This window comes from Novipirellula sp. (genome assembly GCF_041583735.1).
Classification (GTDB): domain Bacteria; phylum Planctomycetota; class Planctomycetia; order Pirellulales; family Pirellulaceae; genus Novipirellula.
On the sequence record NZ_JBFHFD010000011.1, the window covers coordinates 18032 to 41121 of the forward strand.

General features: G+C 51.2%; 24 protein-coding genes. 12 read left to right on the forward strand and 12 right to left on the reverse strand.

The window, feature by feature from the left end; translation table 11 throughout:
* Nucleotides 1-16 precede the first annotated feature (16 nt).
* The 10 genes from ABX962_RS02015 to ABX962_RS02060 all read left to right on the forward strand — a co-directional run bounded on the left by ABX962_RS02015 (nt 17) and on the right by ABX962_RS02060 (nt 9338).
* A complete protein-coding gene (locus tag ABX962_RS02015) occupies nt 17-1414 on the forward strand; it encodes a type IV secretory system conjugative DNA transfer family protein (RefSeq protein WP_372716132.1) in 1398 nt (465 codons plus the stop codon).
* 4 nt (nt 1415-1418) lie between these two features.
* A complete protein-coding gene (locus ABX962_RS02020; RefSeq protein WP_372716134.1) occupies nt 1419-1784 on the forward strand; it encodes a hypothetical protein in 366 nt (121 codons plus the stop codon).
* On the forward strand, nt 1774-2283 hold the full coding sequence (locus ABX962_RS02025; RefSeq protein WP_372716136.1) for a hypothetical protein: 510 nt from the start codon (nt 1774-1776) through the stop codon (nt 2281-2283). Before ABX962_RS02020 ends, ABX962_RS02025 begins: the two co-directional genes overlap by 11 nt.
* A gap of 65 nt (nt 2284-2348) precedes the next feature.
* On the forward strand, nt 2349-2603 hold the full coding sequence (locus tag ABX962_RS02030; RefSeq protein WP_372716138.1) for a hypothetical protein: 255 nt from the start codon (nt 2349-2351) through the stop codon (nt 2601-2603).
* Between the two features lie 113 nt (nt 2604-2716).
* Entirely contained in the window at nt 2717-3172 is a 456-nt protein-coding gene (locus ABX962_RS02035; RefSeq protein ID WP_372716139.1) for a hypothetical protein, read from the forward strand.
* Nucleotides 3173-3342: 170 nt separating this feature from the next.
* Nucleotides 3343-6189 carry a MobF family relaxase gene (gene mobF, locus ABX962_RS02040; RefSeq protein WP_372716141.1) on the forward strand — a complete coding sequence of 949 codons (2847 nt, stop codon included), beginning with the start codon at nt 3343-3345 and terminating at the stop codon, nt 6187-6189.
* A gap of 14 nt (nt 6190-6203) precedes the next feature.
* Complete coding sequence (locus ABX962_RS02045) at nt 6204-6596, forward strand: hypothetical protein (protein ID WP_372716143.1); 393 nt, start codon at nt 6204-6206, stop codon at nt 6594-6596.
* 565 nt (nt 6597-7161) lie between these two features.
* Complete coding sequence (locus tag ABX962_RS02050) at nt 7162-7821, forward strand: hypothetical protein (RefSeq protein ID WP_372716145.1); 660 nt, start codon at nt 7162-7164, stop codon at nt 7819-7821.
* Between the two features lie 783 nt (nt 7822-8604).
* Nucleotides 8605-8934, forward strand: a complete 330-nt coding sequence (locus ABX962_RS02055) for a hypothetical protein (protein WP_372716147.1) — start codon at nt 8605-8607, stop codon at nt 8932-8934.
* Nucleotides 8931-9338 (forward strand): type II toxin-antitoxin system VapC family toxin, encoded by a 408-nt coding sequence (locus tag ABX962_RS02060; protein WP_339938709.1) that lies wholly within the window; start codon nt 8931-8933, stop codon nt 9336-9338. Before ABX962_RS02055 ends, ABX962_RS02060 begins: the two co-directional genes overlap by 4 nt.
* Nucleotides 9339-9398: 60 nt before the next feature.
* Here ABX962_RS02060 and ABX962_RS02065 read toward each other — a convergent pair whose 3' ends face one another.
* The 5 genes from ABX962_RS02065 to ABX962_RS02085 all read right to left on the reverse strand — a co-directional run bounded on the left by ABX962_RS02065 (nt 9399) and on the right by ABX962_RS02085 (nt 12178).
* The gene (locus ABX962_RS02065; protein WP_372716149.1) at nt 9399-9674 is read right to left on the reverse strand and encodes a hypothetical protein; all 276 of its coding nucleotides are present in this window, start codon (nt 9672-9674) and stop codon (nt 9399-9401) included.
* Between the two features lie 206 nt (nt 9675-9880).
* Complete coding sequence (locus tag ABX962_RS02070; protein ID WP_372716150.1) at nt 9881-10948, reverse strand: ArdC family protein; 1068 nt, start codon at nt 10946-10948, stop codon at nt 9881-9883.
* A 102-nt stretch (nt 10949-11050) separates the two neighbouring features.
* Nucleotides 11051-11425: a hypothetical protein gene (locus ABX962_RS02075; RefSeq protein ID WP_372716152.1), complete on the reverse strand. Its 375-nt coding sequence runs from the start codon at nt 11423-11425 to the stop codon at nt 11051-11053.
* Nucleotides 11425-11721 (reverse strand): hypothetical protein, encoded by a 297-nt coding sequence (locus ABX962_RS02080; RefSeq protein WP_372716154.1) that lies wholly within the window; start codon nt 11719-11721, stop codon nt 11425-11427. Before ABX962_RS02080 ends, ABX962_RS02075 begins: the two co-directional genes overlap by 1 nt.
* A 61-nt stretch (nt 11722-11782) precedes the next feature.
* On the reverse strand, nt 11783-12178 hold the full coding sequence (locus ABX962_RS02085; protein WP_372716156.1) for a DUF6876 family protein: 396 nt from the start codon (nt 12176-12178) through the stop codon (nt 11783-11785).
* A gap of 231 nt (nt 12179-12409) precedes the next feature.
* Between ABX962_RS02085 and ABX962_RS02090 the strand changes: the two genes are divergently transcribed.
* Entirely contained in the window at nt 12410-12658 is a 249-nt protein-coding gene (locus tag ABX962_RS02090) for a hypothetical protein (protein ID WP_372716158.1), read from the forward strand.
* 267 nt (nt 12659-12925) lie between these two features.
* Here the strand turns inward: ABX962_RS02090 and ABX962_RS02095 are convergent, their stop codons facing one another.
* The 3 genes from ABX962_RS02095 to ABX962_RS02105 all read right to left on the reverse strand — a co-directional run bounded on the left by ABX962_RS02095 (nt 12926) and on the right by ABX962_RS02105 (nt 17268).
* Complete coding sequence (locus ABX962_RS02095; RefSeq protein ID WP_372716159.1) at nt 12926-15460, reverse strand: DEAD/DEAH box helicase family protein; 2535 nt, start codon at nt 15458-15460, stop codon at nt 12926-12928.
* A 919-nt stretch (nt 15461-16379) separates the two neighbouring features.
* Nucleotides 16380-16577, reverse strand: coding sequence for a hypothetical protein (locus ABX962_RS02100; protein WP_372716161.1), 198 nt, complete (start codon nt 16575-16577; stop codon nt 16380-16382).
* Nucleotides 16570-17268 carry a DUF6338 family protein gene (locus ABX962_RS02105; protein WP_372716163.1) on the reverse strand — a complete coding sequence of 233 codons (699 nt, stop codon included), beginning with the start codon at nt 17266-17268 and terminating at the stop codon, nt 16570-16572. Before ABX962_RS02105 ends, ABX962_RS02100 begins: the two co-directional genes overlap by 8 nt.
* A gap of 285 nt (nt 17269-17553) precedes the next feature.
* On the opposite strand from ABX962_RS02105, the gene ABX962_RS02110 reads away from it, so the two are divergent.
* Entirely contained in the window at nt 17554-18264 is a 711-nt protein-coding gene (locus ABX962_RS02110; RefSeq protein WP_372716165.1) for a hypothetical protein, read from the forward strand.
* 378 nt (nt 18265-18642) lie between these two features.
* Here the strand turns inward: ABX962_RS02110 and ABX962_RS02115 are convergent, their stop codons facing one another.
* The 4 genes from ABX962_RS02115 to ABX962_RS02130 all read right to left on the reverse strand — a co-directional run bounded on the left by ABX962_RS02115 (nt 18643) and on the right by ABX962_RS02130 (nt 22996).
* Nucleotides 18643-19557, reverse strand: coding sequence for a hypothetical protein (locus tag ABX962_RS02115; protein WP_372716167.1), 915 nt, complete (start codon nt 19555-19557; stop codon nt 18643-18645).
* Between the two features lie 575 nt (nt 19558-20132).
* Nucleotides 20133-20405, reverse strand: a complete 273-nt coding sequence (locus tag ABX962_RS02120; protein WP_372716169.1) for a helix-turn-helix domain-containing protein — start codon at nt 20403-20405, stop codon at nt 20133-20135.
* A gap of 1031 nt (nt 20406-21436) precedes the next feature.
* Nucleotides 21437-22180, reverse strand: coding sequence for a hypothetical protein (locus ABX962_RS02125; protein ID WP_372716171.1), 744 nt, complete (start codon nt 22178-22180; stop codon nt 21437-21439).
* A 273-nt stretch (nt 22181-22453) separates the two neighbouring features.
* Nucleotides 22454-22996, reverse strand: a complete 543-nt coding sequence (locus ABX962_RS02130) for an RHS repeat domain-containing protein (RefSeq protein ID WP_372716173.1) — start codon at nt 22994-22996, stop codon at nt 22454-22456.
* Nucleotides 22997-23090: the final 94 nt, after the last annotated feature.

Below are 23090 nucleotides of genomic sequence, written 5' to 3' on the forward strand. Positions count from 1 at the left end.
AAGGAGGGCAGAACGAATGAACTTTTTTAAGCGAACGCAGCCCATCGTGCAGCCCACTAGTGGCATCTTCCTTGGCACGATAAATGACCGGCGAAAAACCGTCGATTTGCGATTCGATTCGGAAGGCTCGGGGTCCATCGTCTCGCCGCCGGGTGGCGGCAAGACTGCCAAATGTTTTTGTCCCACTTTATTGACGGACCCAGGAACACATATCGTCTTTGACCCAACGCTCGAAATCTATTCAATGACACATGTTGCCCGAGAGTTGCTAGGTAACGACGTGTATGTCGTTTGCCCTCACCCCGATGACGCGAACGAGATCCTTCATCCCGATCATCAGATTACAGATTGTGGGATCAACTTTTTCGGTAGCAGCGAGTTCAAGGGAAAACCCGAACGTGTTCGAGAGAATATCAAGAACCGTGTCGAGCTCTTGCTTCCTGACAATTTGAAAACCGACGCTAAAACCAGATTTTTTGAGATCGACGGACGCGAGTTGCTCGAATTCACCTGCCTTGATGAACTCAACCGTGGGCGAGACATCACACTGCCCAATGTTCGCGAAAGAATATTATCGGGGCCAGCGGAGCTTAACGAAGCCTTCGTGGAAGCGATGGAGAGCAGTGCATTCGCAGGCGAATTAGCATTGCTTGCCAATGGTTTGAACGGAGTACTTACAGCGGCACCTCAGCAATTTAGTGGCGGCTTTGGATGTGCAAAACAAGCAATCGGTCTTTATGACGGCTACTCATCGGTAGGTCGCCACGTTTCAGGTCCAGGCTTTGACCCCGCGTTGCTCAAAACAGGTGAAAAGAACGTAACCCTCTACATCTGCTATCCCGGTGAACGGATCAAAACCCATCAACGGATGGCTGCGGCGACGATGACCTACTTATTTCAACAGGTCTGCAAAGGCAGACCGGGCAATTGCGTAACAGCTTTGGTCGACGAAGCCACCGAAATTGGCTGCTTTCCTATTGCTCGCTTCATGAACATTGGTCGTAAATTTAATCTTCGCATATTTGCAGCATGGCAAGAATTAGAAGGCCAAGTTGACGAAGTCTTTGGTCGCTCCGGTGTCCGTCAAATTCTCTCGGCAAGTGAGCTGATGTGGATCACTTCGCTTCGCGGTCCGGAAACCTGCGAAACGTTTAGCAAGATGATCGGTATGAAAGGGATCGAAAACCTATCGCTAAACGATCGGCCCCAAAGCACTTCCACAATGCCTGACCAGTCCTTTGGTCGCGGCCACCAATCGGTGCCTTTGATCCGTCCTGAGGATCTGCAGCGAATGGATCAGCGACTTGCATTGGTGCTGGTAGGCGCTAACAAACCAATGCTGGTCAACAAGGTGGGCTATTTCGAACGAGAAGCCTTCCGCCGGATCGCTGGCCCCAACCCTTACCGAGGATAAGCGAATGAACGTTTTTGAGACCGATGCCTCTGACCCTATCGCCCGTAGCTATCGAGCCATCCGCCGGAAGCTCCGCAATGCCGCGATCATCGCCGCGGTAGCGATCGCAATCGTGATTGGCTGGGGTATTCCTTCGATTCAGTACACGTATCGGGCTTACCCGACAAAAGGCATTCCCACAGCGAACGACAAAACCAACGCGGACTACTGGACGCCGTTCTTTGGATGGCGTGTCGTCCGTGCGGACGAGTATTCGAGGGGATGTCCATTGATTGTTTTTGTACCACTTCGCGATTGCACGGACCTTACGCCATACCGCAACCCCGTGACAACATTCCTCCTTCCCGAAGGATTCTTCGATGCCCCGTGACGTAAACGCAGACTTCCAAGAAGCCAAGAACCGACTTAATGCAAAAAGTGAAACGCCCGTCCCAAAACTGGCGGCGGGAGGGAGTGGGCGCGGAGGAGGGAACGGCCGTGGCATAGGCGGCGGTGGAAACAACAATGTGGCGAGCGCACAGCGATACGAACCACCGCCCGAAAAGGGGCTCACACCGATTTTCAATGCTGCTGCGAAAGGCAATAGCGGACAATCATCGAAGAAAGAGCCAACACTCGAAGAGCGGATTGTCGGCTTGAAAAAACTTCTTTCCAAACCAGATTCCACATATGAGCTAACGCCCTTGGGAAACACCACAGGAAGTTACAACCCAAGTGGCAATCGCAGAATCATGCATCAAATCAAAGCCTTAGAACAAGCTCTTGCGAAACAACATCAACTGTCTCAATCCAACCTTGAAAAAGCGGCTTTACAAAATACAGCCAAGCGTGACTTCAACCGTGCCGCCGGTACGGACATGGGAATGTAGCCTTGGCTTCACCTTAAAGATTGCATTTCAATTTTATACCGTGCTAGCGTCAGGAGATGACGATTGTGACCCAAGAAAAACTAGAACGCTACCGTGATGAAGGCACACGTGAAATCACGTTGCCAGATTCCAGCAAGCAAAGCGTGCGGATGACCCCCGAACTCTGGCAAGCTTTTGACGGCTTGATGATTCTGGAACCGTTCGACGAAACCGAAGTCGCCCGCTTCGCTTTAGAAGAAGTCGAGTTGCAAAACGTAACCTTCGATCGTGCTTTCCGTGGCGTGGTCGCTCACTTCGCCAATCGTTGGACAGCTTATTAGCTGTGCCACTAACAGCCCGTTCCAAATCACCATAACAACCGGCCGCCCAAGCAGCGACCGATAGCCGATTCACATCCACCATTTTCATTTTCAACGTTTTTGGAGAGAGCCTTATGTCTGCAATTGATAACGTCCGCGAAACCTTGCTTGCCGAATTGGAGCCAGTCGATCGCGAGTACACAGAAACCAAAGAACGCCTCGATGCAATTGAGAAGGTGAAGAACCAGCTCGAAGCACTTTTGAAAGCGATGGACGGCACGAAACGAGCGAATGGCAAAGCTGCGAACAAAGCGAGTAAGCCGTTTGCTCGAAAGAGCGACGTCATGGAGGTTTGCCGTGCCTTGGTAGCGGCTAACCAGCCGATCGCCAAAGACGATCTGGAATCGCTAACCAAGCACAAACTCGCCAACGATGGCGGATTCAACCTTAGCGGTGTCGCCCTGCGTCTGGCCGAATGCCTCGCCTCAGATGCGTTTGAAATTGCCTCCGATGGGAACGTTTCCCTCGCCTCCAACGGCGTCGGGGCTGACGCAAATTTGGTGTCAAAATCTGCATCCGTCGGCGGTTGAATTTGCCTGTGGATCGATTCGGATTTATGGGCATTCACTGGTTGAATTGACTCGCCGACTCGGTTCACGCTGACACCACCGATACCACGTATCGGAGTCAAGCCTATATCAACTTTTTTCTTCCCTCCGGGGATCACAACAGCGTCACTGACCCTACCAAAGGCATTGCCATGTTGACCGCCACCCAAGCCAAAAACATCGTCGGAACGAGCCGTTATTTTGACACGGTGTTGACGCAGGGTGACTACTACACTGGCACCGAAATTTCAGGAACCTGGAACGGCAAGGGTGCAGAGCTTCTCGGGCTAGAAATCGGAACCAGTGTCACCAAAGAACAATTCAAAGCCCTGCTCGCAGGTGAGCATCCCGCGACAGGAAAGAAACTCGCACAACGAAGCCGAAAGGACCGTCGTCCCGGCTTCGATCTGACATTCTCAGTACCCAAAAGCGTTTCCGCCGTTTGGGCGATCAACGAAGACGAGGCGATCTTGGACGTGCTACGCGAAGCCGTTCACGAAACCATGACCAAAGACGTTGAACCGCTGATGTGTCGCCGAGAGCGCTCCGGCGATAACGCATTTTCGCGTCTCCGCAAAGCCACGGGGACTCTGGTCTACGCCGACTTTCTTCACAAGACATCGAGACCCGTTGACGGAGTGGCCGACCCGCATTTGCATATACACGCTTTCTGCCAAAATCTTACTTGCGACGATGGAAAATGGTACGCAGCAGAACCCGAACTCATTTTTAAAGAACGCCAAAGTCTGCAAGCCAAATTTGAAGCCCGACTCGCCCGCAAGCTGAACCACTCGCTCGGCTACGAGGTTGGCAATGTCGCGTTCACGCAAAGCGGGAGACTGAAGCGAGGTTGGGAAATCAAAGGCATCGATCGATCCACGATTGAAAAGTTTGCTCGTAGAACCGCTCAAGTCGAGGCCGCAGCTCAAGCCCAAAGCATTACCGATGCCGAAGCCAAAGGAAAGCTTGGCGCCAAGACGCGTGAGAAGAAAGACAAAGGGGCCAGTGTAGAGCAACTTCGCGAACAATGGCAAAGTCGCTTGACCCCGCAAGAACGCGAAGCGTTCGACGCATTGAATACAAAAGCGGTAAAGCAGGAACAAGATGAAACAATACGGATCGAAGCATCCGTTCGCTATGCAATCGAGCATCACCTGTTTCGTCAATCCACAGTCGAAAAGCATGTCATCGTCGGGACCGCTTTAGAGCATGGAGTGACGCTTCGCCCCGAAGACGTCGAGACAGCCTTGCAATCGGGCGACGTCATCCAACAAAGCAAAGACGTTCGCGGAGCCAAGAGGGACTATGTCACGACGCACGAAGTCCTTGAGGCGGAAAGCCGCATGATTGCCTTCGCCCGCGAGGGGCGTGGCACGCGAATGACGATAGCGAGAGCGGAGCATCGCTTTGACAAAGACTGGCTCAACGAGCAACAAAAGGCGGCGGTGCTTCATGTTCTGAACTCTCGCGATACCGTATCCGCCATCACAGGCGGTGCTGGCACTGGAAAATCATCGCTCATGGAAGAAGCCGCCAACGGGATCAAAGCCAACGGCAAAAAGCTGTTCGTGTTCGCACCAAGTACATCCGCCCGCGAAGTGCTCGAGGAGAAGGGGTTCGCGGACGCCCAAACCGTTGAGCACCTGCTTCGCAATGAAAAACTTCACCCCGAACTAAAGGACCAAGTCATTTGGATTGACGAGGCGGGGCTATTGGACGTTCGCTCGATGAACTCGGTTTTCGATATTTGCAAAGCTCAAAATTGCCGCGTGGTGCTATCCGGAGATACCAAGCAGCACTCTTCACCACGGAGGGGTGAAGCGATGCGGCTGCTTGAAAATGAAGCCGGTCTGAACATTGCACATGTGCAAGAGGTTCAACGACAAAAAAGGCGGTACAAACGGGCCATCGAGATGATTAGCCTTGGGAATGAGCTGATCGACCCCAATACCGGATTGACGGGAATGCTCGCCGGTTTTGATCTACTCGACCGAATGGGAAAGATCAAAGAAATCGACGCCGGACTTCGGCACGATGTTCTGGCCAAACGATACATCAAAGCACTGAAACATAAACGCTCTGTCCTTGTTGTCGCTCCTACACATGCCGAAGGGGAAGCGGTTACGGAAAATATCCGTGGCGTCCTGCGGGCGGCAGGGGCGATAGGGGAGGAAGAATGTGACTTGACGCGATTACGATCCCTCAACCTTTCGGACGCGCAAAAAGGCGAACCACTTTCTTACCAGCATCCAAACCTCGTTGTTCAATTTCACCAAAACACAAAAAATGGATTCAAGCGTGGTGAACGCTACAAGGTCGTCCGCGACGAATTCGGCAAGTCGGGGCTTCAGTTGATCGGGGGCAATAGGAAGGTGAAGGATGTGCCGTTTGATGCAGCCGACCGCTTTGAGGTCTATACCGAAACAAAGGTTGCGTTTGCAGAGGGAGACAAAATCCGCTTTAGCCTGGGTGGTAAAGCAACCGATGGCAAACGACAAATCGCCAACGGGCGATTGGATGAACTGAAACGGATCGATGCGGATGGAAACTTGGTTCTATCAAGTGGTCTGACGGTTTCGAAGGACTACGGCCATTTTGATCTTGGCTACTGCATTACGTCTCACGCTTCGCAAGGAAAGGACTGTGATCTTGCCATCGCTGCAATCGGGTCACAGTCGCTTGCTGCTGTAAACAGCAAACAAATCTACGTGACGGCATCTCGCGGACGCAAAAACGTCGCCATCTACGTCGAGGATAAGGCGGCGGTGCGCCGGGCGATCCAGCAGGCGGGTGAACAGCTTTCAGCGACGGAACTCATGTCTGGTAAAGCAGAAAGCACTCAATCCATGATTGTCCGGCAGAGCCAAGAACAACGAGCTTTCTTTGCCCGTGTGCGAGATTGGTGGAAAACGCACTTCCCGCATCAATCGACCGCTCATTCACAAACTCGAACGTCCACCCCTGGAATTCACCCTCGTCCCGAACTGAGCAGGAGCTAAGACGAATGAAAAACATGCCATTTCCATCGAATGAAAACGCTGCCACGCCCCCAACGATTAAATCACGGACGCCACTAAAAACGCCGTGGAAAAAAGTGGGACCGGGCGAACCGCCGCCGATGATGTTACAATTCATTACCCATGACGGACGTGTGCAAAGCTTCGCTTGCTCGGATATTCGCGAGATGCAAAAGCGTGATGCGGGGCACGTGGAGCTGTCAATTTACGGCATGGAAAAATACCGCGTCGCGATTGAAGGTCGTCACCTTGGGGAACTGTTTGATCTGCTGCAGATGGGGCGGATCAAATCGATAACAGAACTGGGGCCTCGAACCTTTGATCACCCCGAAGAAAGTCCAGCAATCGACAAAATTACCATCGAAACGCTCACCGGTCCAACAATGTGAATGTTCATGAATGATTACCAACTGACAGAAATACTACCGGCGTCCCCGGACACTCTCATGATAAGTAGCGAGTTGTTGGGACAAGACACCGGTACCTGCTATCCTCATTTCCTGCTCCGGTATCGGCCAACGGAGCACGCCGGTACGGATCGTCGAAAGTCACTTCGGTGGGCTGGACCGAAGCGAATTTGCTTGTTGACGCAGAGCGGTCGGTTTGTCCAACTTCCGTCACTTTGGCCGTGACTTAACTCTCGTCGGTCAATGAAGCCGACGCAGATTTGCAAACGGGCACTCCGGGATGCAGGCTTTTCGAAAACAGTGGTTGGCGAGGCTTACGTGTCTGACAATACCGCAGAGAGTCAGAGCACTCTGCGGCGTTGGAAACTTCCCATTTTGAGTAAAACGCAGGAAAGTTGCATCGACGCTAAAACACTAGAATGGGGAGTAGTACAATGGCCCATGCTTGTGTTCTGACCTCTTGTAGTTGCCGTGAACCCGGCCCACTTCAATCGACACCTGCGTTGTTCCCCAACATTAGTTAGATCTCGATGTAGGCCCTTGCCCGATGGACGCCAGCCAAACGCAATTGCCGCCACCTACCAATTGGCAAGACTTTGAATTTCTTTGCCATCTTCTGTGGCGAGATATCTGGCAGGACCCAGCCGCCAAGAAAAATGGCCGTAGCGGACAAAAGGATTTCGGCGTCGATGTCTACGGTTGTCCGCAGGGAGGCAGCGAATACGCGGGCGTCCAATGCAAAGGAAAAGAGAACATTGCGGATAAGAATCTGACCGAGAAACAGCTCAGAGATGAAATTAAAAAGTCGGAAGAGTTCGAGCCAAAGCTAACAAGCTTTATCCTGGCAACGTCCGGGCAACGCGATGCCAAGCTTCAGAAGGTTGCCAGGAGCATTGACCAAGAGCGAAAGAAGAAAGGCCTTTTCTCGGTTGATATATTTTTCTGGGAAGATATACGAGAAGCATTGGGTCTCCGGGTTCATCTTTGCAAGCAGCTGTACCCACAGTTTTTCAGCGAGGAAACGCCATTCAGACCAGCCACGAAATGGAATCTGGATTATTTTCAAAACCCTTCATTTACCGGACGAATAAACGAACTCGCGGAACTCCGACGAGCACTGGAAGGTGACAGGCGTGCCGCCGTCACGCAAGCCATTCATGGGCAGGGTGGAGTTGGAAAGACTCAATTGGCTATTGAATACGCCTAGCCCAGTCAAAGCTAGGCCCGGAGCACCCTACGACGAGAACGATTGGCGTTTGGCTGTCGGCAATGCCCGATATTTAATGGCTACGTTGACCACTGCCGACAGCAGATTCCTAACCGCGAAAAAAAGGTGCCGGAGGGGCCATCTTTTCGATGCATCGGCGGACACACCGACGCGGTTTGGAGAATTCCCCAACGGCGCGGCAGTTGCATCGTTTCCGGGTAGTTAGCGATTTCGCGAATGCGCGTCGGTCGTTTTCACCGACGCACCGAATCGCCAATGGCTTGCGTGCTCCGGTTTCATCGACCGGATGAACTTCGGTGCGCGAGCGCACACAGCCTCTGGTACGTCTGGCCGCAGAATCAGATCCAATTTCCCATAAAATATATTATCACTTTCCGCTATGTGAAATATTTGCGGCGCCCTTCCATTGACCATCAGAGTGAGTTTTTGCGTTTCATGGCAGAAGTCACCTGAGGAATTCAAAGTCATACGGATCACGGAGCAACTGTTGCGCGAGATCACTTTCCGGTTTTTGATGTGTCGCTTAAAAGTTGTGCATCGCACACGTTTTGCATCAAGGCAATTGTTTTGGCCTCACGGAACTTGAGTGCCAAGCTGTTTCGCATTCGCCTGCAATTGGGAAACGGCTTGTTTCCCAATTGCAGCGTTTTAGGAACGGCGGCTTTTAACTCGCAAATCGTTCGGTCAATACCTCATTGATCGGATTTACTTGTCTTTGTCGGTATTTCCGTAGTAAGATGGAGGCAGAAGGAGATACACATCATGCAAATTCATCTACCATCCGATATCGAACAATCAATCATGGCGGCTTTTCAAGCTGGGGACTATGACCGAGTGGCTGATGAATTAGCGGCAGCGGTTAGGGAACGAGGGGCAAAAGTCAGTGTTGGTCTTGATGAGTCAGAGCAGCGGATACAAAGCTGGAAAGAATTCGAGGCCGATATCGACGTCGATAAGCTGGCTATCGAACAAGGTGTTGGCCCTGTTGTCGATACCAACGATTTGATTTTTCCCGCGTGGCCAGAAGACGAGAGCGTTGACGATTTTATTGCCGCAGCAAAAGGTCGTGATCTACCCAACGTTTCACCATGAATAAGGTTGTTGTTGATACGGATGTTGTCTCTTTTGCATTTCGCGGCGATACGAGAGCTTTGCTTTATGCACCGCACCTTGATGGAAAGATAAACGTCATTTCATTCATGACCTACGCGGAATTGTTGCGTGGCGCGTTAAACCGCAATTGGGGAGCAAAACGGCACGCAGACCTAACCGCCTTCATCAAATCGCGGTATGTCATTGTCCATCCGAACCGGAAGACATGCGAGGCATGGGCGCGATTAATCGACCAAGCAAAAAAAAGCGGTCGGATACTCAAAACTGCTGACGGCTGGATTGCCGCTACAGCAGAAACTCTTGGTGTGCCACTGGTGACAAACAATGCCCGCGACTTCTTGTATCTTCAAGGCTTGACCGTTATTACAGAATCGAATTCGTGACTTCGGTTCACATAGTCGGGAACGTCCAAATGTTAGATACTGAACGTTCCCAACGTGTGTTTATTGATCACTGTCGTCGTCTTGCGACGCTTGACGATCACTCGCTTTGAGTTCAGCGATCTTTTGAGCAACCTGAGGGATCAGAATTCCCAGCTTCAAGTTCTCGATTTCGCCGAATGAGGTCGTTTCTTTCCAACCGTCATCGGTCTTGTAGTTGCGGACGTAGGTGACGCTGTAGCGGATCCCATCTCCATCCTTCTTGCTATTGCCCCAAATGGCGGCTTCGACGCCACCGTAGCGTAGTTTTGCGGCTGGTTGGTTTGTTGTCTGTGTCATGTTTTTGCTCCTTGTTGGTTGTTGATGACTATGACCGCGAAATAGCCGCGGTGTGCGTTTCATCCGCAAGGGGTTTAGGTGCGGCTCGCAGCGAAGTGAGAACACGGCCCCTTGCGGATGAAACGCACATCGTGGCAGCGTGTCCTGATAGTCCTCAATCAACCGATCAAGGATCAGTGCAGGCTCACCAATCCATGCCATATCCGTCAAAACAAATCAAGCTGCGTTGGCAGCGTAGTCGTACTTCTGGGCTTCTCTGCACGAGGTTCGGGATGGGCTTCCTCTGGCGTCGCTGGACTATCAGCGTCAACAACCTGACACTTGGACGTTTCAGCGTTCGCGATCAAACTTGCGGCTTCCTTTGCAGCATCATTGAAGGTTTCACCCAAGATCAAATCGGCAGCTTTCTGTGCGGCTCCTGCAGCTCCGATGACAAGGTGAGCATCGCCTTTGAGAACATTGATCCAGCTTTGCAAATACGAAGCGGACTGCTCGATGGTTGGGGGGCTGATGCCACTGGCGGCACACAAGAAAGCGGCTCCCATTTCTGCGACTAACTCTTCTCGGCTGTAATCCGGTGATCCAAACGGGGCGAGTTCGGTATCCAGGCCACGATCAAGACGGCTGCTATGGCCCGTTGAGTGCGAAAGCTCATGGAATAGAGTGCTGTAGTAGCTCTTTCGTTCATCGAACTGCTCGGGGGCGGGCATGTGAACACTGTCGGTGCGAGGGCGGTAGAAGGCACGTCGACCACCATCGTGTTCAATGGTCGGTTTTACTCGGTAGCCGTTCACAATACGCTCAGCTTCAGCGAGCGGCTGGAACGGAATGGCATTCGGATCATCCTTCGGTGCGTCCGGTGCTTCAATCCCGTCGATTTGCTCGACATTGAAGGCAGTGTAGTGTTTGAGAACCGGAACAGTGATGTCGTTTCCATTGTCTTTGTCTTTGGTCTCATACATTGTCCAGAAAGTGACCAAACTTCCCTTTTCGCCTTTACGGACTTGTCCGCCATTGGCTAGAGCCTGCTTGAACGTCATCCAGTAATCGGATGAATATCCACCACTCCAGGCAGACATACCAAGCAGCAGCACGTTGATGCCTCGGTATCGTTTGCCGCTGTCCATGTTTTTGGGCCACCCGTCACCGTCGCCACGTTTTATCGGGTTGCGCCACGGAGCAATGCCCTCCTCCAGGTATCCGATGATTTTGTCCGTGACCTCCTGATAGATGTCTCGTTTGGGTTTCTTGCTGGTGCTTTTCTTCTTTGCCATGCCGCCCTACCTTCTGGTGGCGGCGATCTTTGATATGCGTGTCATGTGACTGCCCTTTCGTCTGCTGGTTTGGTGTCTGTGCCGTTATTGGCACGGATCGATTTACACTGTCAACGACAATTGCTTGACCTCACGATTTTCGGTGAGCAATTCACTCTGCTCCGCAGGCCACGCGACCGCTTCCCAGCTCAACGGAAACCCGTCGAGGCTCACACGCCCTCGGAACATGATGCCGATGCCCTCGGCAAGCTGTGATCGGCCGTTCGGGTCAGCTGAGCGTTCGGCGTAGGCTTTGTGGATCAGTGCGAAGACAACTGCATCACCGTCGCCATTTTCGAAGCAGTTATCGAAACCGCGTGTGTAAATATTCGCCCACGGTTCATCCGCCAGTTTGCGGATCGCTGTCTCGGCATGGTGGACCCGAAGCCCGAAACCGGGACGTGTTGGATAGGGATTGTTTGGTCGGTATATGGTCATCACTGCTCCTTTCTGATCACTTTGAATTGGTTGGCAAAGTACGATAATTCGTCTTGGAGTTGGTCGATCAGACCGATCAAGAATGCCTCGGGATGGGCGGTATTCAAAAGGGTGGCAAGTCGACTGGCCGTGATGGCGATTTCGGTAAGATTGGTTTTCTCCTCGTAGGTGGTGTGTTCACTCAACTGTTCCTGAAAGCCTTCCGCCTGACGTGCAATTGCAATGAGTGCTTCGGCTTTTCGGGTGAATTCAGAGTGTGGACGTTCGCGAGTGGTTGTGACTTCGGTATTTGACATGGTGCTGTTCTCCTTTTGGTTGAGTGATCGGGGCTTGATCGCCCCGATCGGTTGGTTCGGCTTAGTGCTCGCTGGGCAGATAAAGCGTCCAGTGTTCGCCATCAAAGCCTGCCCAGATATCAATTTTGCGGAGTGGGAAGTCCGTAAACTCGATGTTCTGAATGATGAAGGGCTTTTCAGGGCTGTCGGCTCGTGCTGTCAGTTGCCCCGCTTTGCTCCAGCTTGTTTCGAGTGTCCAAAAATGCATTTCACCGATGCGGTAGTCTTTCGATGCAGCATCGTTGAACTCCTCCGATCCGATCCACGATGCGATTGCATCAATGAGCCAGAACGCCTCGCCCTCTTCCGCTACGTATCGCACTCCAGGTGTGTAAATCACCTTTCTATTAAGGGGGTGCCTGTATCGTTCAAGATCACCTGTGAACTGTTGTAGATTGTCTTTTGTAAGTGTTCCCATTTTTTTCTCCTATTGCCTGGGTTGAACATGCCAAGCGACCGCCACGGGTTTGCTGAACGCAAAAGCCGAAAATTGGGGGAGACCTTTAGGGGGAACCGATTTTCTGCTTGCCGTCGGGCAGCGGACTTGTGGCAGCCTGCAAAACGTTCAATCAGGCAATAGGAGAAAGGATCAACACGCGACGACATTTTTCGTTGACAGAACAACGATCACTCTGGCATTGTCCGTTACATGGACCCAACAGAAGCATTCAACGCAATGATGGACGACTTCGCACTCGGCATGGTGGACGACGCGACCGAGCACGCAAACAATCTTGCGGAATGGTTGAATAAGGGCGGATTTCCTCCGGTGCTACGGATTTCGACTGATGGCTTGAAGGTGTTCACGGTTAGTGATCAACTCGCCCGCGAAGTGTGCCGTGCCGCGTGCCGCCTCGTCCTTGATCAGCCAGAAGCGGGCTGCAATCCCGAGCCATGAGGAAACGACAACCATTAAAAAGCGAAGCTTTGTACGAAAACGCGGAAATCCCTTCGGTGTCCACGACCACGTGCCGTTCGCACATCGCAACAGACACCGAGTTTTTTCGAACCGATGCGAATTATCTGCCGCTGCATTTCACTGCATTAGAAACGATTGTTCTCTATTTGGGGGCGTGCTTCCCCACAGTGGACGTCGATTGCTTGCCCACTGGGAAACTTCCGTCCAGTTGTTGCAAGCCAAGACACTTCACAGATTGGGAGAATCCTAGCTGGGGTTCGCACGTCTTTTGACAACAACCTTCTTCGAATATTTAGATCGAAGATCGTCTATCGACAAGTCGTGAGCATTCACTAATACCTGTATTCGGGCTTCGGAGAGATCGCGAAGATCAAGGCAACGAAACTCATCGAAGAATGCCCTAATGTTTCTCTTGAGATTTCTCAGGCAGTTATCGTTTACAACCTCAACGGGGTCCAGGAAGCTTCCAGCGCTCGAAAGAACATTCGTTGGAATAATCATAAAGTTCTTTACAGAGCATGCTGGATAGTACTTCTTGAACCAAGCGGTCGAACGGTTCATTTGTTCAGACTCTCTCTTGGCGATCTCCGAGCGATCAATATGTGCCTCATTCTTGCACTCGATGAGTAGAAATTCGCCATCCCTAAAACACCAAAGGTTATCTGGCCCTTCACCCCACTCTTTTTCCGGTCTCTGGTTTTCAAAACCAAGCGCACTTGCAACCTCACTCGTCGTTCGCTCAAACACATCGGAATCGACACCAAACGAGAATCGGTCCAACATGGCGGCCACGGTAACCGCAAGTTCCTCGTATGAGTCGAATTGCGAAATCCAATCAGCTATGTTTTTCATCCGTTTTTGGCTTATTTCACCAAGCTTTTGTACAATCATGCCAGCTTGCGGTTTCAGCACGTACGTATTCTTCTTGTGAGCATTTACCTGCATCTTGTTTGATTGCGTCTTACTTACTGTAGATATGTATCTCGCCATCGTTTGCATGTACCAGCCACGATCAAATGCGTCCTCAACATGACTGTCTAACAGTCGCTGTATTCTTGCCACGGCCTCGTCGACCTGCCCTGAAACATAGAGGTCTTCCGCTTCAAGTTCAGCTGAAAAGTGCTCCAGTACAGTACTCTCTCGTGGCGTAAAATCTACGGCATTCATCCTCTCTTGGTAAAACTGTTTCCAGCCATCGTCGCGGTCAAGGCACTGCCTTACCATCTGATGGTATACCTCAGACGCGTCGTTGCCTTCGTTGATCTCTTCGCGAGACATTTCGACAATTTCAAGCGCGAGTTCGATTTGAGCCGCAGTTTGATTCGACAGATGCGATCTCAGCTCTTTAGTGCGGATCGCCCGAACTAAGTCGGAACCGATCAGCACGATTACGCAGAAATCCTTTTCGCCTCGCACGCTTCGACCAAGTCCTTGCTCGATAGTGCGAGCAACGCGTATCGACGACACATTGCTGGTACTCCGACAACTTTCGCCATATAGATCAAAGAGATTTTCCGAATACGGTTTCGAATCGACGATGAGCTGCCGGCATGCCTCGTCAGGGAGGTCGATTCCGTCATATCGGTTGACAATTACGAGCGTCTTCGCAACCTTTCCTGCTTTTAAATCCGCGACGTTCCCCGCAATCGAGTCTCTGTCCGCGATGATTGACTTGTATGCGTTCCAGTCAGCCGAACATTTGACGCTTGGTACCAAGGCAACCGTACCTGTCATCGCTTTCAGGTTTGGTTTCGCATATCGCTCTACCATTGTTGAGCGATCAAGCGATTCATCGATGAGCGATGGAATCAATATCATTTTTTCACCGGACCACTTTTCCGCATTAAATCGAAGCGGTTTTTTGATCGTCTCTGGCGAGAGACGAAGGCCCTTAACAAGGAACGCGTCGTCGGTAATCGTCGCCGACATGAAAATGCGATGCTTTGCATTAAAATACGATCCAAATTTCGCGAGCGGCGGTAAGTAGGGTGCAATTTCCAACGCCCGCCCTGAGAATACGCAGTGGCAATGAGGGAGCATATCTCGTATTACTGGCCAGGCAAATTTCACTGCTCGATCGGTAGCGTTCTTCGACAGAATCTTTGCTACTTCTGAATTTTTATCATCCCATGACCAGTATGGGACTGGCAAAATAGCCTCTGCAACGTGGTTGCGAATATCGGCGAACGTCCCGATTCCCTGACGTTCAAGGTCATCGGAGAACAGCGATAACATATCTGCATAGGCTTGGTTGCTCTTTTCGATTCTTATTAAAAATGCATCGCGGATCGCGTCAATGCATGCATGCGCATCATCCATTAACACGGTGTGTATGGCAATGGAATTCGGTCCTAAGCCAAACTTCGTCATTCCGTTGAAAAGCTTCTGAACCGATGTGATCAGCATTTTCTTTCCACTGAGGAATTCAAACGGAAGCTCTCCGTTTGAAACACAGACTGGGATACCAAACTGCTTTGCCTGCTCTACAGTTTGCCTGATCAAGAAATTGTTTGGACAGAGGTAAACAGCTGGCTCACCCGTTTCGTTGAGCTTAGATTGCAAGATTAGCAATCCAATAAGTGTTTTGCCCTGGCCGGTATGCAGCTTGAGAATTATGTCACGATGTGACCGACGACTCTCATGCCAAGTTTGCAAGATCGTCTCTTGAACTGGACGCAGAGGCCCCTTGTCGCTCGCTCGGTCGAGCGTATCGTAAAGGGATACTGGATCAATCGTTTTCTCTGGCGACTTCTCTGCTAGACGTTTTTTAAAATTAACCACAGTTTTCCCGCTTTGTTAAATGACATATCGAGGGCTGACAGGGGAAGTGATGTTCATTTGCATTTCGTGGTTCGCGGGATAGCGGACCACGACACAATACTCAACCGCAGCCACATGTATACTCATTCCCATATACTCAGTCCCAATCTTATCAAAGCTGTGGCGTGGTCAATTCTGACGAGTTCATATGTGATTTTCAGCTAGCCGATCAAATGCTTGAAATGTTTTCTGGACAACAGGTTAAAGGTGTGGTTGAGTTTTCCAACCAACTTTAGGGGGGAGATGTCCTTTGATGTCCGAGACCCCAGCGTCATTAACGCTCTTCGGTTGCAACTCGTTCTTGTATTTGCTAATGCCGCCAACTCGCATTGGTCAACTTCACCTCTGTGCCAAATCAACGATGACCAACCGCAACGTTTTCATTGTTGTGAGCAACAATGTGCACATCCTAATTGTGCGGAGGTTGGACATACCAAACCAGAGGCGGCTAGGGAGAGTCGTGCGATGCATTCAGTAGCAACGACCGGAAGTGACATACGATGTCAATGATAGGAAGGAGCTGACCGGTTGAGCCAACCGCTCTGTCGATGCAGTGTAAACTCTCGCTTATCAGACGTAGGTCTTTTACTTCTTTTCGTCCGAAGTCTTCGGGGGTGGTGGACTCGTAGGTCGAGCCTCTTGAGTTGGTTTCGGCGGGCAACCGTTCGCAGCATTACCGATTCTTATCGGTGTTTTGGGGGCCGGAGGTGGCTGCGGTATCTTACTTCCCATTTGAATTCTCCTTAGAAGATTCCGGTGGAGGTGGACTTACAGGACGTCCCATGGTGACAGCCGTAGGCGGCAGGCCGTTGCACGACAGCTCATAGCGTTCACCGGATTTCGTTGACTCAGGCTTAGATTCTGAAGAATTGGACATATGTTAACCCTCTTTCGGCGGTGGAGGACTGGTAGGCCGGTCCTGGGATTGCTGAACGACACATTGCGTTTGAACTGGCGGATTTCCGTTCATTGAACGCTCAATGATTGTGCGTGATGGAATCTCCACTGGCACGGGACCGCCGTTGTACCCGCCTTCGATGATGACTCGCTCTCGGATCGGTCGCTTATCTTCACTCATCAACTCGTTCCTTTGTATCTTCTTCATCTTTATTGAACTCCAGCATCTTATCGGACTCCAATTTTACCGCGTCTGCGTTTTCTCGGATAGCTACTTCATCTTTTTCAAACTCAACGAAACGGACTTCAGCACTGGATACGAGAATTCGTTCCGTAATTTTCAACTCTACTCGGGTGTTGTCCGGAAGTATCCAAGCAGGTTGCATTAAAACGAAGTGCCCCTGATCCGGCGCATCAGGCCATTCTTCGGGCCATCCGTAGAGGCGTCGCTTGTCATGCAAATGCAGGTATACAAAACGTTGCGTTCGATTAAAGGCGCTGAACCATTCAGAAGGAAAAGAGGTTCTTTTGGTTAACGATGCAGGAAGCCAAGAGTTCAACCGATTTGTGTTGGCGAACCATGCAAACGCAAAACCAATTGCTATCGAGAATCCCACCTTCCATACAAACGCAATTGACGCCGACCAAGTACCTATCAGAAACTTGCCGCACAAGCTCCCAACGCAAACACATGAAAATCCAACCATTTGCGTGAGGGCTTCCGCAATCAGTGTGAAAATAAGTGCCTGGATCACCCGCTCAAACGGCGATGTCTTCGGATGTGCCGTTAGACCGTAAAAAATCCACGCCGCGACGAACCCCGGTAGAAGTTCGTAAATTATTCCAACGATCTCGGAGCTAGGAATTCCCATTGCGTTTCAGACTTATGTTTTAAAAATATGGCTGCACAGAGGGAAATGGATCACGGGCTCTCTAGAAAAGTCAGAAACCGGCCCAACGACATACAAGGGTGATTCGGCTAGCCCAGAGGGCGCACATTCCAGGAAAGTAATGTGAGGCGGCCTCATTCTTCCACCCGTCAAAACTGCACGTTAGACCTAATCATCCGCTCCGAGTAGGGGGGGCCATGCCTCGCTGTATATCGACATATCTATTTGCATCCTATAAAAGAAGTTATGCGACAAATACACTCCACCATGACATCTGGCGTAAAATCCGGGGCGAAAGGAGAAACAATGACTGGCATAGTGCGGATTCAAAAGCGGTTCGATGAACTTGCCGCGCAAACAGCAGCCATCAAGGCAACCAAAAAGACTGTTACACAGCAAATGTTTGGAACACACGACTACGTTGACTCGGGGCTTGTCGTGGGCTGGGCAACGTCAGTTGAATCGCTCCTGATTCAAGTGTTCGGTCCTGAGCATCCCGTCATGACCAAGTTTTTCGCGTTCGGGAAGTCAACTGCTTCGTTGGTCAGATTACCAGACTTCAACATGCTTGAGGCTATTCTACTTTCTGCGAAAGACCAGTATGAAGGTGGCTATATCTTCAGCGTTCGCAATCTCGTCCATGCCGAAGTGTTTTCAGACGAGCTTGAACAAGCAACCCATTTCCTTGAACGCAAGTTCAAGGTGCCAGCAGCTGTGGTTGCCGGAACGGTGCTTGAATCAACACTACGCGCAATGTGTGATCTCCATCCAAATCTCGAATCCTGCGAAAAACTGAACACGATGAACGACGACCTCGCCCGCGAAGGCGTCTACAACAAGATGAGGGCTGAGCAAATCAGGGCTTGGGCCAAGATTCGCAACGCAGCCGCCCATGGACATCCAGAGGAATTCGAGGATGGTGACGTAACTCGCATGATCGATGGTATTCGCGATTTTGTCGCAAACCACATGTGCTAAGGTGGGGCACCATTATCACCAACAAAATATCCGCAATCCCCTCCGCCCGCTTTTGGCGGCGGTACACCATCGTCCTGATGTGAACTCCGCCGGATTCAGAGGCTGGCCAAACAGTATTGCGAACAAGTTGGAGTTGACGAAAAAGTTGGCGGCCTTTCGCTTGACGTGACCACTATGAACGAAGCCAACAAACCGGGATTCCGCTTATCGACATTCTGCATTGGCTCGGTCACAGAGTCCCGCGACCGACGCTGCGTTACATTCGCGGAACAGTGAATATAAACCTTTGCCCGGCATACACGATAAGGTGCGGTTGCCCCCCGATAGCACCAAAACTGCGGATGCCAAGTGTTTAAGATGATAGGGAGCGAGTGGAAACTAATCGCCAGTTAACCCATAGTACCTGGCAAGTGCTTTACCGAGCAAACTCCCCGCTACCGACGTTCCAACCTTCCACGAACCATCTGCTGCCTTTTGCTGCATGTAGGCGAGCCAACGCTTGACGTTTTGACCAATGCCAGCCTCCGCTGTACCTTCGTCATCATTGATGGCAGATTTTAGATGCTCGACATCGGTCATTTTGACGCCCTGGCGATTTAACCAATCAGCAAGCGATTGAAAATTTAGTGGCTCGATCGTTTGAACGGTTTGCTGGACATGCTCTCCTCCTGCGGACATGTTCTGTACGTCACCCATTATGATCGTGTTGAAAATCTGCGAGACGACTTTATCAGGAATCGGCTCTGAGTTGATCGGCGCCTCCCCTGCGTCTGGTTCCTCGGCCTCAATCTCCAACACGAAACTAAGCAATCGGTTGCGGACCGCATCTAGCAGTGCAACCATAGTGTTACACGGAATTGACTGCCAAGCCTGCAGGCAGTTGTAATTTTCGAATATTTCATTCCCAGCGTACTGCGTAAGTTCGACGGGCCACGGGCCCCGAAGCGATGACTCAGCCTTTTTAACAAGGTCTTGAATCGAGGCGACTGGGTCCTGGATGCGGCAATAGAAAAGGCGGTCTCGAAAATCCGCGGGTATTGACATAGGAGGGATGTCCGCATTGCGAAGCCCGCTTCCGAATGGCCCGTAGAAGTCTCCTTTCGATCTGACAGCCAAGACTCGGTAGTCAGGCAACGATTTGGCGTCTTGGTATCCGTTCAGTTCGTTTGAAACCCAATTTCTGAAATCGTCGTTCCCTAGACGAGCACCGAGGACAGTGCAGCTTCGGAGCAGCGACGAGAGGTCGGTGGATCCGTCAATAGCGTTATTCTGGATATCTCGTAGAAGACTCATCGATTCCTCTGTGTTCTAGGTGAAGCTTTTTCTTCTTGGCCGCCTTCATCAACATTGCGGGCGGCACATTGATCCAAAACTTGTCTGATATTTTTCTAAAGCAAATCCGTGGAGTAACCCGGTTGCAAAAATTCTCGACATGTTCTTGCTTTGGGAGCTTTCTGTTCTTTATCTAATCCACCCCAAGCAAACCAATCCCGATGTTGAAATTGCATACCGAACATCACTGCGTCATTAGAGCCAGGATAGCGACCAAAGCGTAATCCCAAATAGTCGATCTATCGCCGTTACTACGCCCTTGGTTCGTTCCTCATGCTCATCGAAATCACATCGGAATCACTCAGCCTAGGTCTCGCGTAACGCTTGATAGGCAGTCTGCTTGAGTTTACTGAATTGAACCGTAAGGGCACGCCCCGCAGCTGGCAGGGCAGAATTCACCTATTGCTTCGGCGCACATTCCGAACTCGGTTTGAATATCGAAAACTGCAATACGGCGGTGGGATAATACCCGGACATTTCAGTCGAGTCATGTTGGGCATGACAGAATGATCAAGTCATTGATCGGGCTCATTCAATCATACAACTTCCCGGGAAAGCAGTCCTTCCGACTTAATTCGTTGCACTTCATCGTGCGAGATCATCCATTCCTTGGCGCTCCCACGGCCACACGCTCGTTTCGTAGCTCGCACGCGACCGAGTCGGCACCATTCGCGTACGCTGTACGACGACCGATCCAGCATTTCCGCGACGGTCTTAGTGTCGTACCATTCTTGGACTTGCTTCTCGTCTACCAACGCGACGAGTTGCAATTCAATTTGCTCAAGTTTTTGTAAAATCAGTTCGTACATGGTGCCCTCATTGCGTTCTGTGGGAAAAAAACTTTGTGCTGAAAGTCTTCGTGTGATGATGGGCACGGTCCAAAAGCAATCCGACAGACGAACTAGGCTCTTTCGAAAGCCGCACAAGTCCCCTCCTCTGACATGTTTCATTGCACTGCAAATTCCATGTTATTGTGGTGCTACCAAGAATGGGCCATAGGAAACGAGAGCTTTTGCTTGGAGCGAGGCAAACAAACGGCTCCCCTTGCAAACCGGGCGTCCCGAAGAAACACGAGAATGAATACGTTTGAATTGTTAGCCGTTGGCCAAACCGCCAACAAAGCCAACCCTCTTTTCTCCTATAGCCCCCGATTTCAAAGCAATTGGGCGATTCTTCCATGTTTTCAAAGCGTGGAGCAGCTCGCGGGAAAGCACCTTTTCGTATCCAGCTTCGATCAACGGAGAAAAAGAACCGCGTCTCAAGTACGTTTTGTCGACAAGGCTCGCTTGCCGCTGTCGAGATAGCGGAAGCGTACGTGTGCGGCAAAAAGGCGGGAACCGGCAACTAGGCATCCACCGAACCCAGAACTACCGGTGCATCCAATAGGTGTAATCATGAAATGAACGGTTGTATTGCACGCCATAAGGCCGGAGCAACAAGCCGAACCTTAGAAATCCGGTCACGACATTTAGTCTTCATGCGAATTGGACACTTCCAATACGTCGACGAGTTGGTTCATTCGCTGGCTCGGATTTCACCCTCTGACCTTGCGGTGGGCGGCCGATAGCTCGCTTTTCGAACCAACAGTTTCATTGTGAATCGCTGACTTGGGGGAAAGCTAAGACATCGCCCCCAAGTCACATAGTTCAGTATCTTCGGCGAGTTGCACGGATCGGATTGGGGTATCAATTGCTGCACAAAGTCGCATGACGGGTATGCAGCCCGCCAATGAATAAGCCCGCCTCCTGGCGTGCTGCTCAAGAGTCGCTTCAATCTGGCGCAGATAGGAGACCATCTTTTGCCCCCCCTTCCCCACTGATTTGTCCGCGTCTCTGCCATCTTAATGTTTCATTGGGTGATAGAGCATATTGGGTTCAAGCGTAGAAACGTCTTCTAGGCTGAATTCCGGTCTCCACCGCATCGTTTCCAATGAATAGATACGCTCGCGTTGTGCGGTGGGAGTGAATTCGCCCGCCCCGCCCATGTCCGCGACGACTAGCCCCTCCTGTTCAAGCAAGGTCGGGATCGTCACCTCGTTGTGACCTGACCAGCCCAACAAGAATCGCTTCCGCAACGCACAAACAGCGGCAGCTGACAACCGGTAAATCGGATTGAATGACGCGAGCGAGGCGTTCGGGTGGTTCCACTCGATTGTTGCACCAGGAGGTGGTTTCAGCGAATCCCACCAACACCAATTCGCATCCGTTTCGTATCGGCGCACTCGAGTTGCCAAAAAGTCCGCATAATCGTCAAACTCATTAAAAAAATCAAGCCAACTCGCTGTCCACTGCACATCAAACTCGATCGCCCATACGAAATCGACTTTGCGAGTGTACGCAAACTCAATCACAGGAAAATGGGCGCTCCCTGGAATGAGTGTTCCTGAGATGGGATGATAACCGACCTTCACTAAACTCTCGTGACAGAACCCCACAACACTGCGATCGCCAAACTCACTCACCGCACACGAATTCTCGTCGACAAGAAGATACTTGCTCCATCCAGGAGGCAATTCGATCGAATCAAAATGCTCAAAGATCGTCGTTTTTGATTGATGAGTTAAAAGCAGCACACAAACTTTCATCACGCTTCCCTGCTTCGAAACTATCCTGCTAGAAGACGCTCCCCCGCCCTAAGTACTCGTACTCCGTCAAAACGGCCAACTCTATGTCGACAAGGCTGGACATTGGGAACATTTGATCAGGCCATTGGTTTTGAAGTGGAGTGTAACCTCGCTGCCGTTTGGATAACGTGTGGCGGTGTAGCAAAACGCATTGCCACATACCATCGATATGTGACTGATCGCTGCTGCATTAGCTGAAGCTAATCGCCGCTTCACGCTGGTGCACCAGCTTGCTTACTCAACAAAGAGGTTTGACCCATTTGATTCGTTCGTCGGCCATGGCTCTGATCCCGGTCTTGTTCCCGGCCTCGTACTGGGCTGACCTGTGCCGGGTCTAATGCCTGGTCTTACGGGGCCTACGCCGCGCTGGAGCCCTAAAGGATCCATTGCAATCAGTGGGCCCGACATTACATATTCGTAAAGACTCCACATGCTTCCTTCATACCCGATAGGATCTCTGGAGCTAAACCGGCCGAGTTGTGGGTCATACCAACGATTACGGAAGTAGTAGAGGCTGGCGACCGGTGTCCACTCGCGACTCGTATACGTGTAGAGAACGTTGTAGTTGCTGCTGGATCGCGGCGTGAAGTCGGCCGCGAAGCAAGACAGTATGCCGTACGGATCGTACTCGTATCGCTCTCGAACGATGCCGGAGGCGTCGACAATAGCCGTTGTGTTCCAGTTGGCATCGGCCAGGAAGTATAGTCGCTCGCCTAAAAGCCCACCCGAAGGCGAGATATCGCGGTCTCGTGCTACAAGGTCGTCGATGTAACGCATGCCCCAAACGTATTGACGTCGTGGGGTGTTGGAGGTGTCAACATGTTCTTCTAGACACTGCCAGCTGTCGGTGAAATAATACTCACGTGTTGCT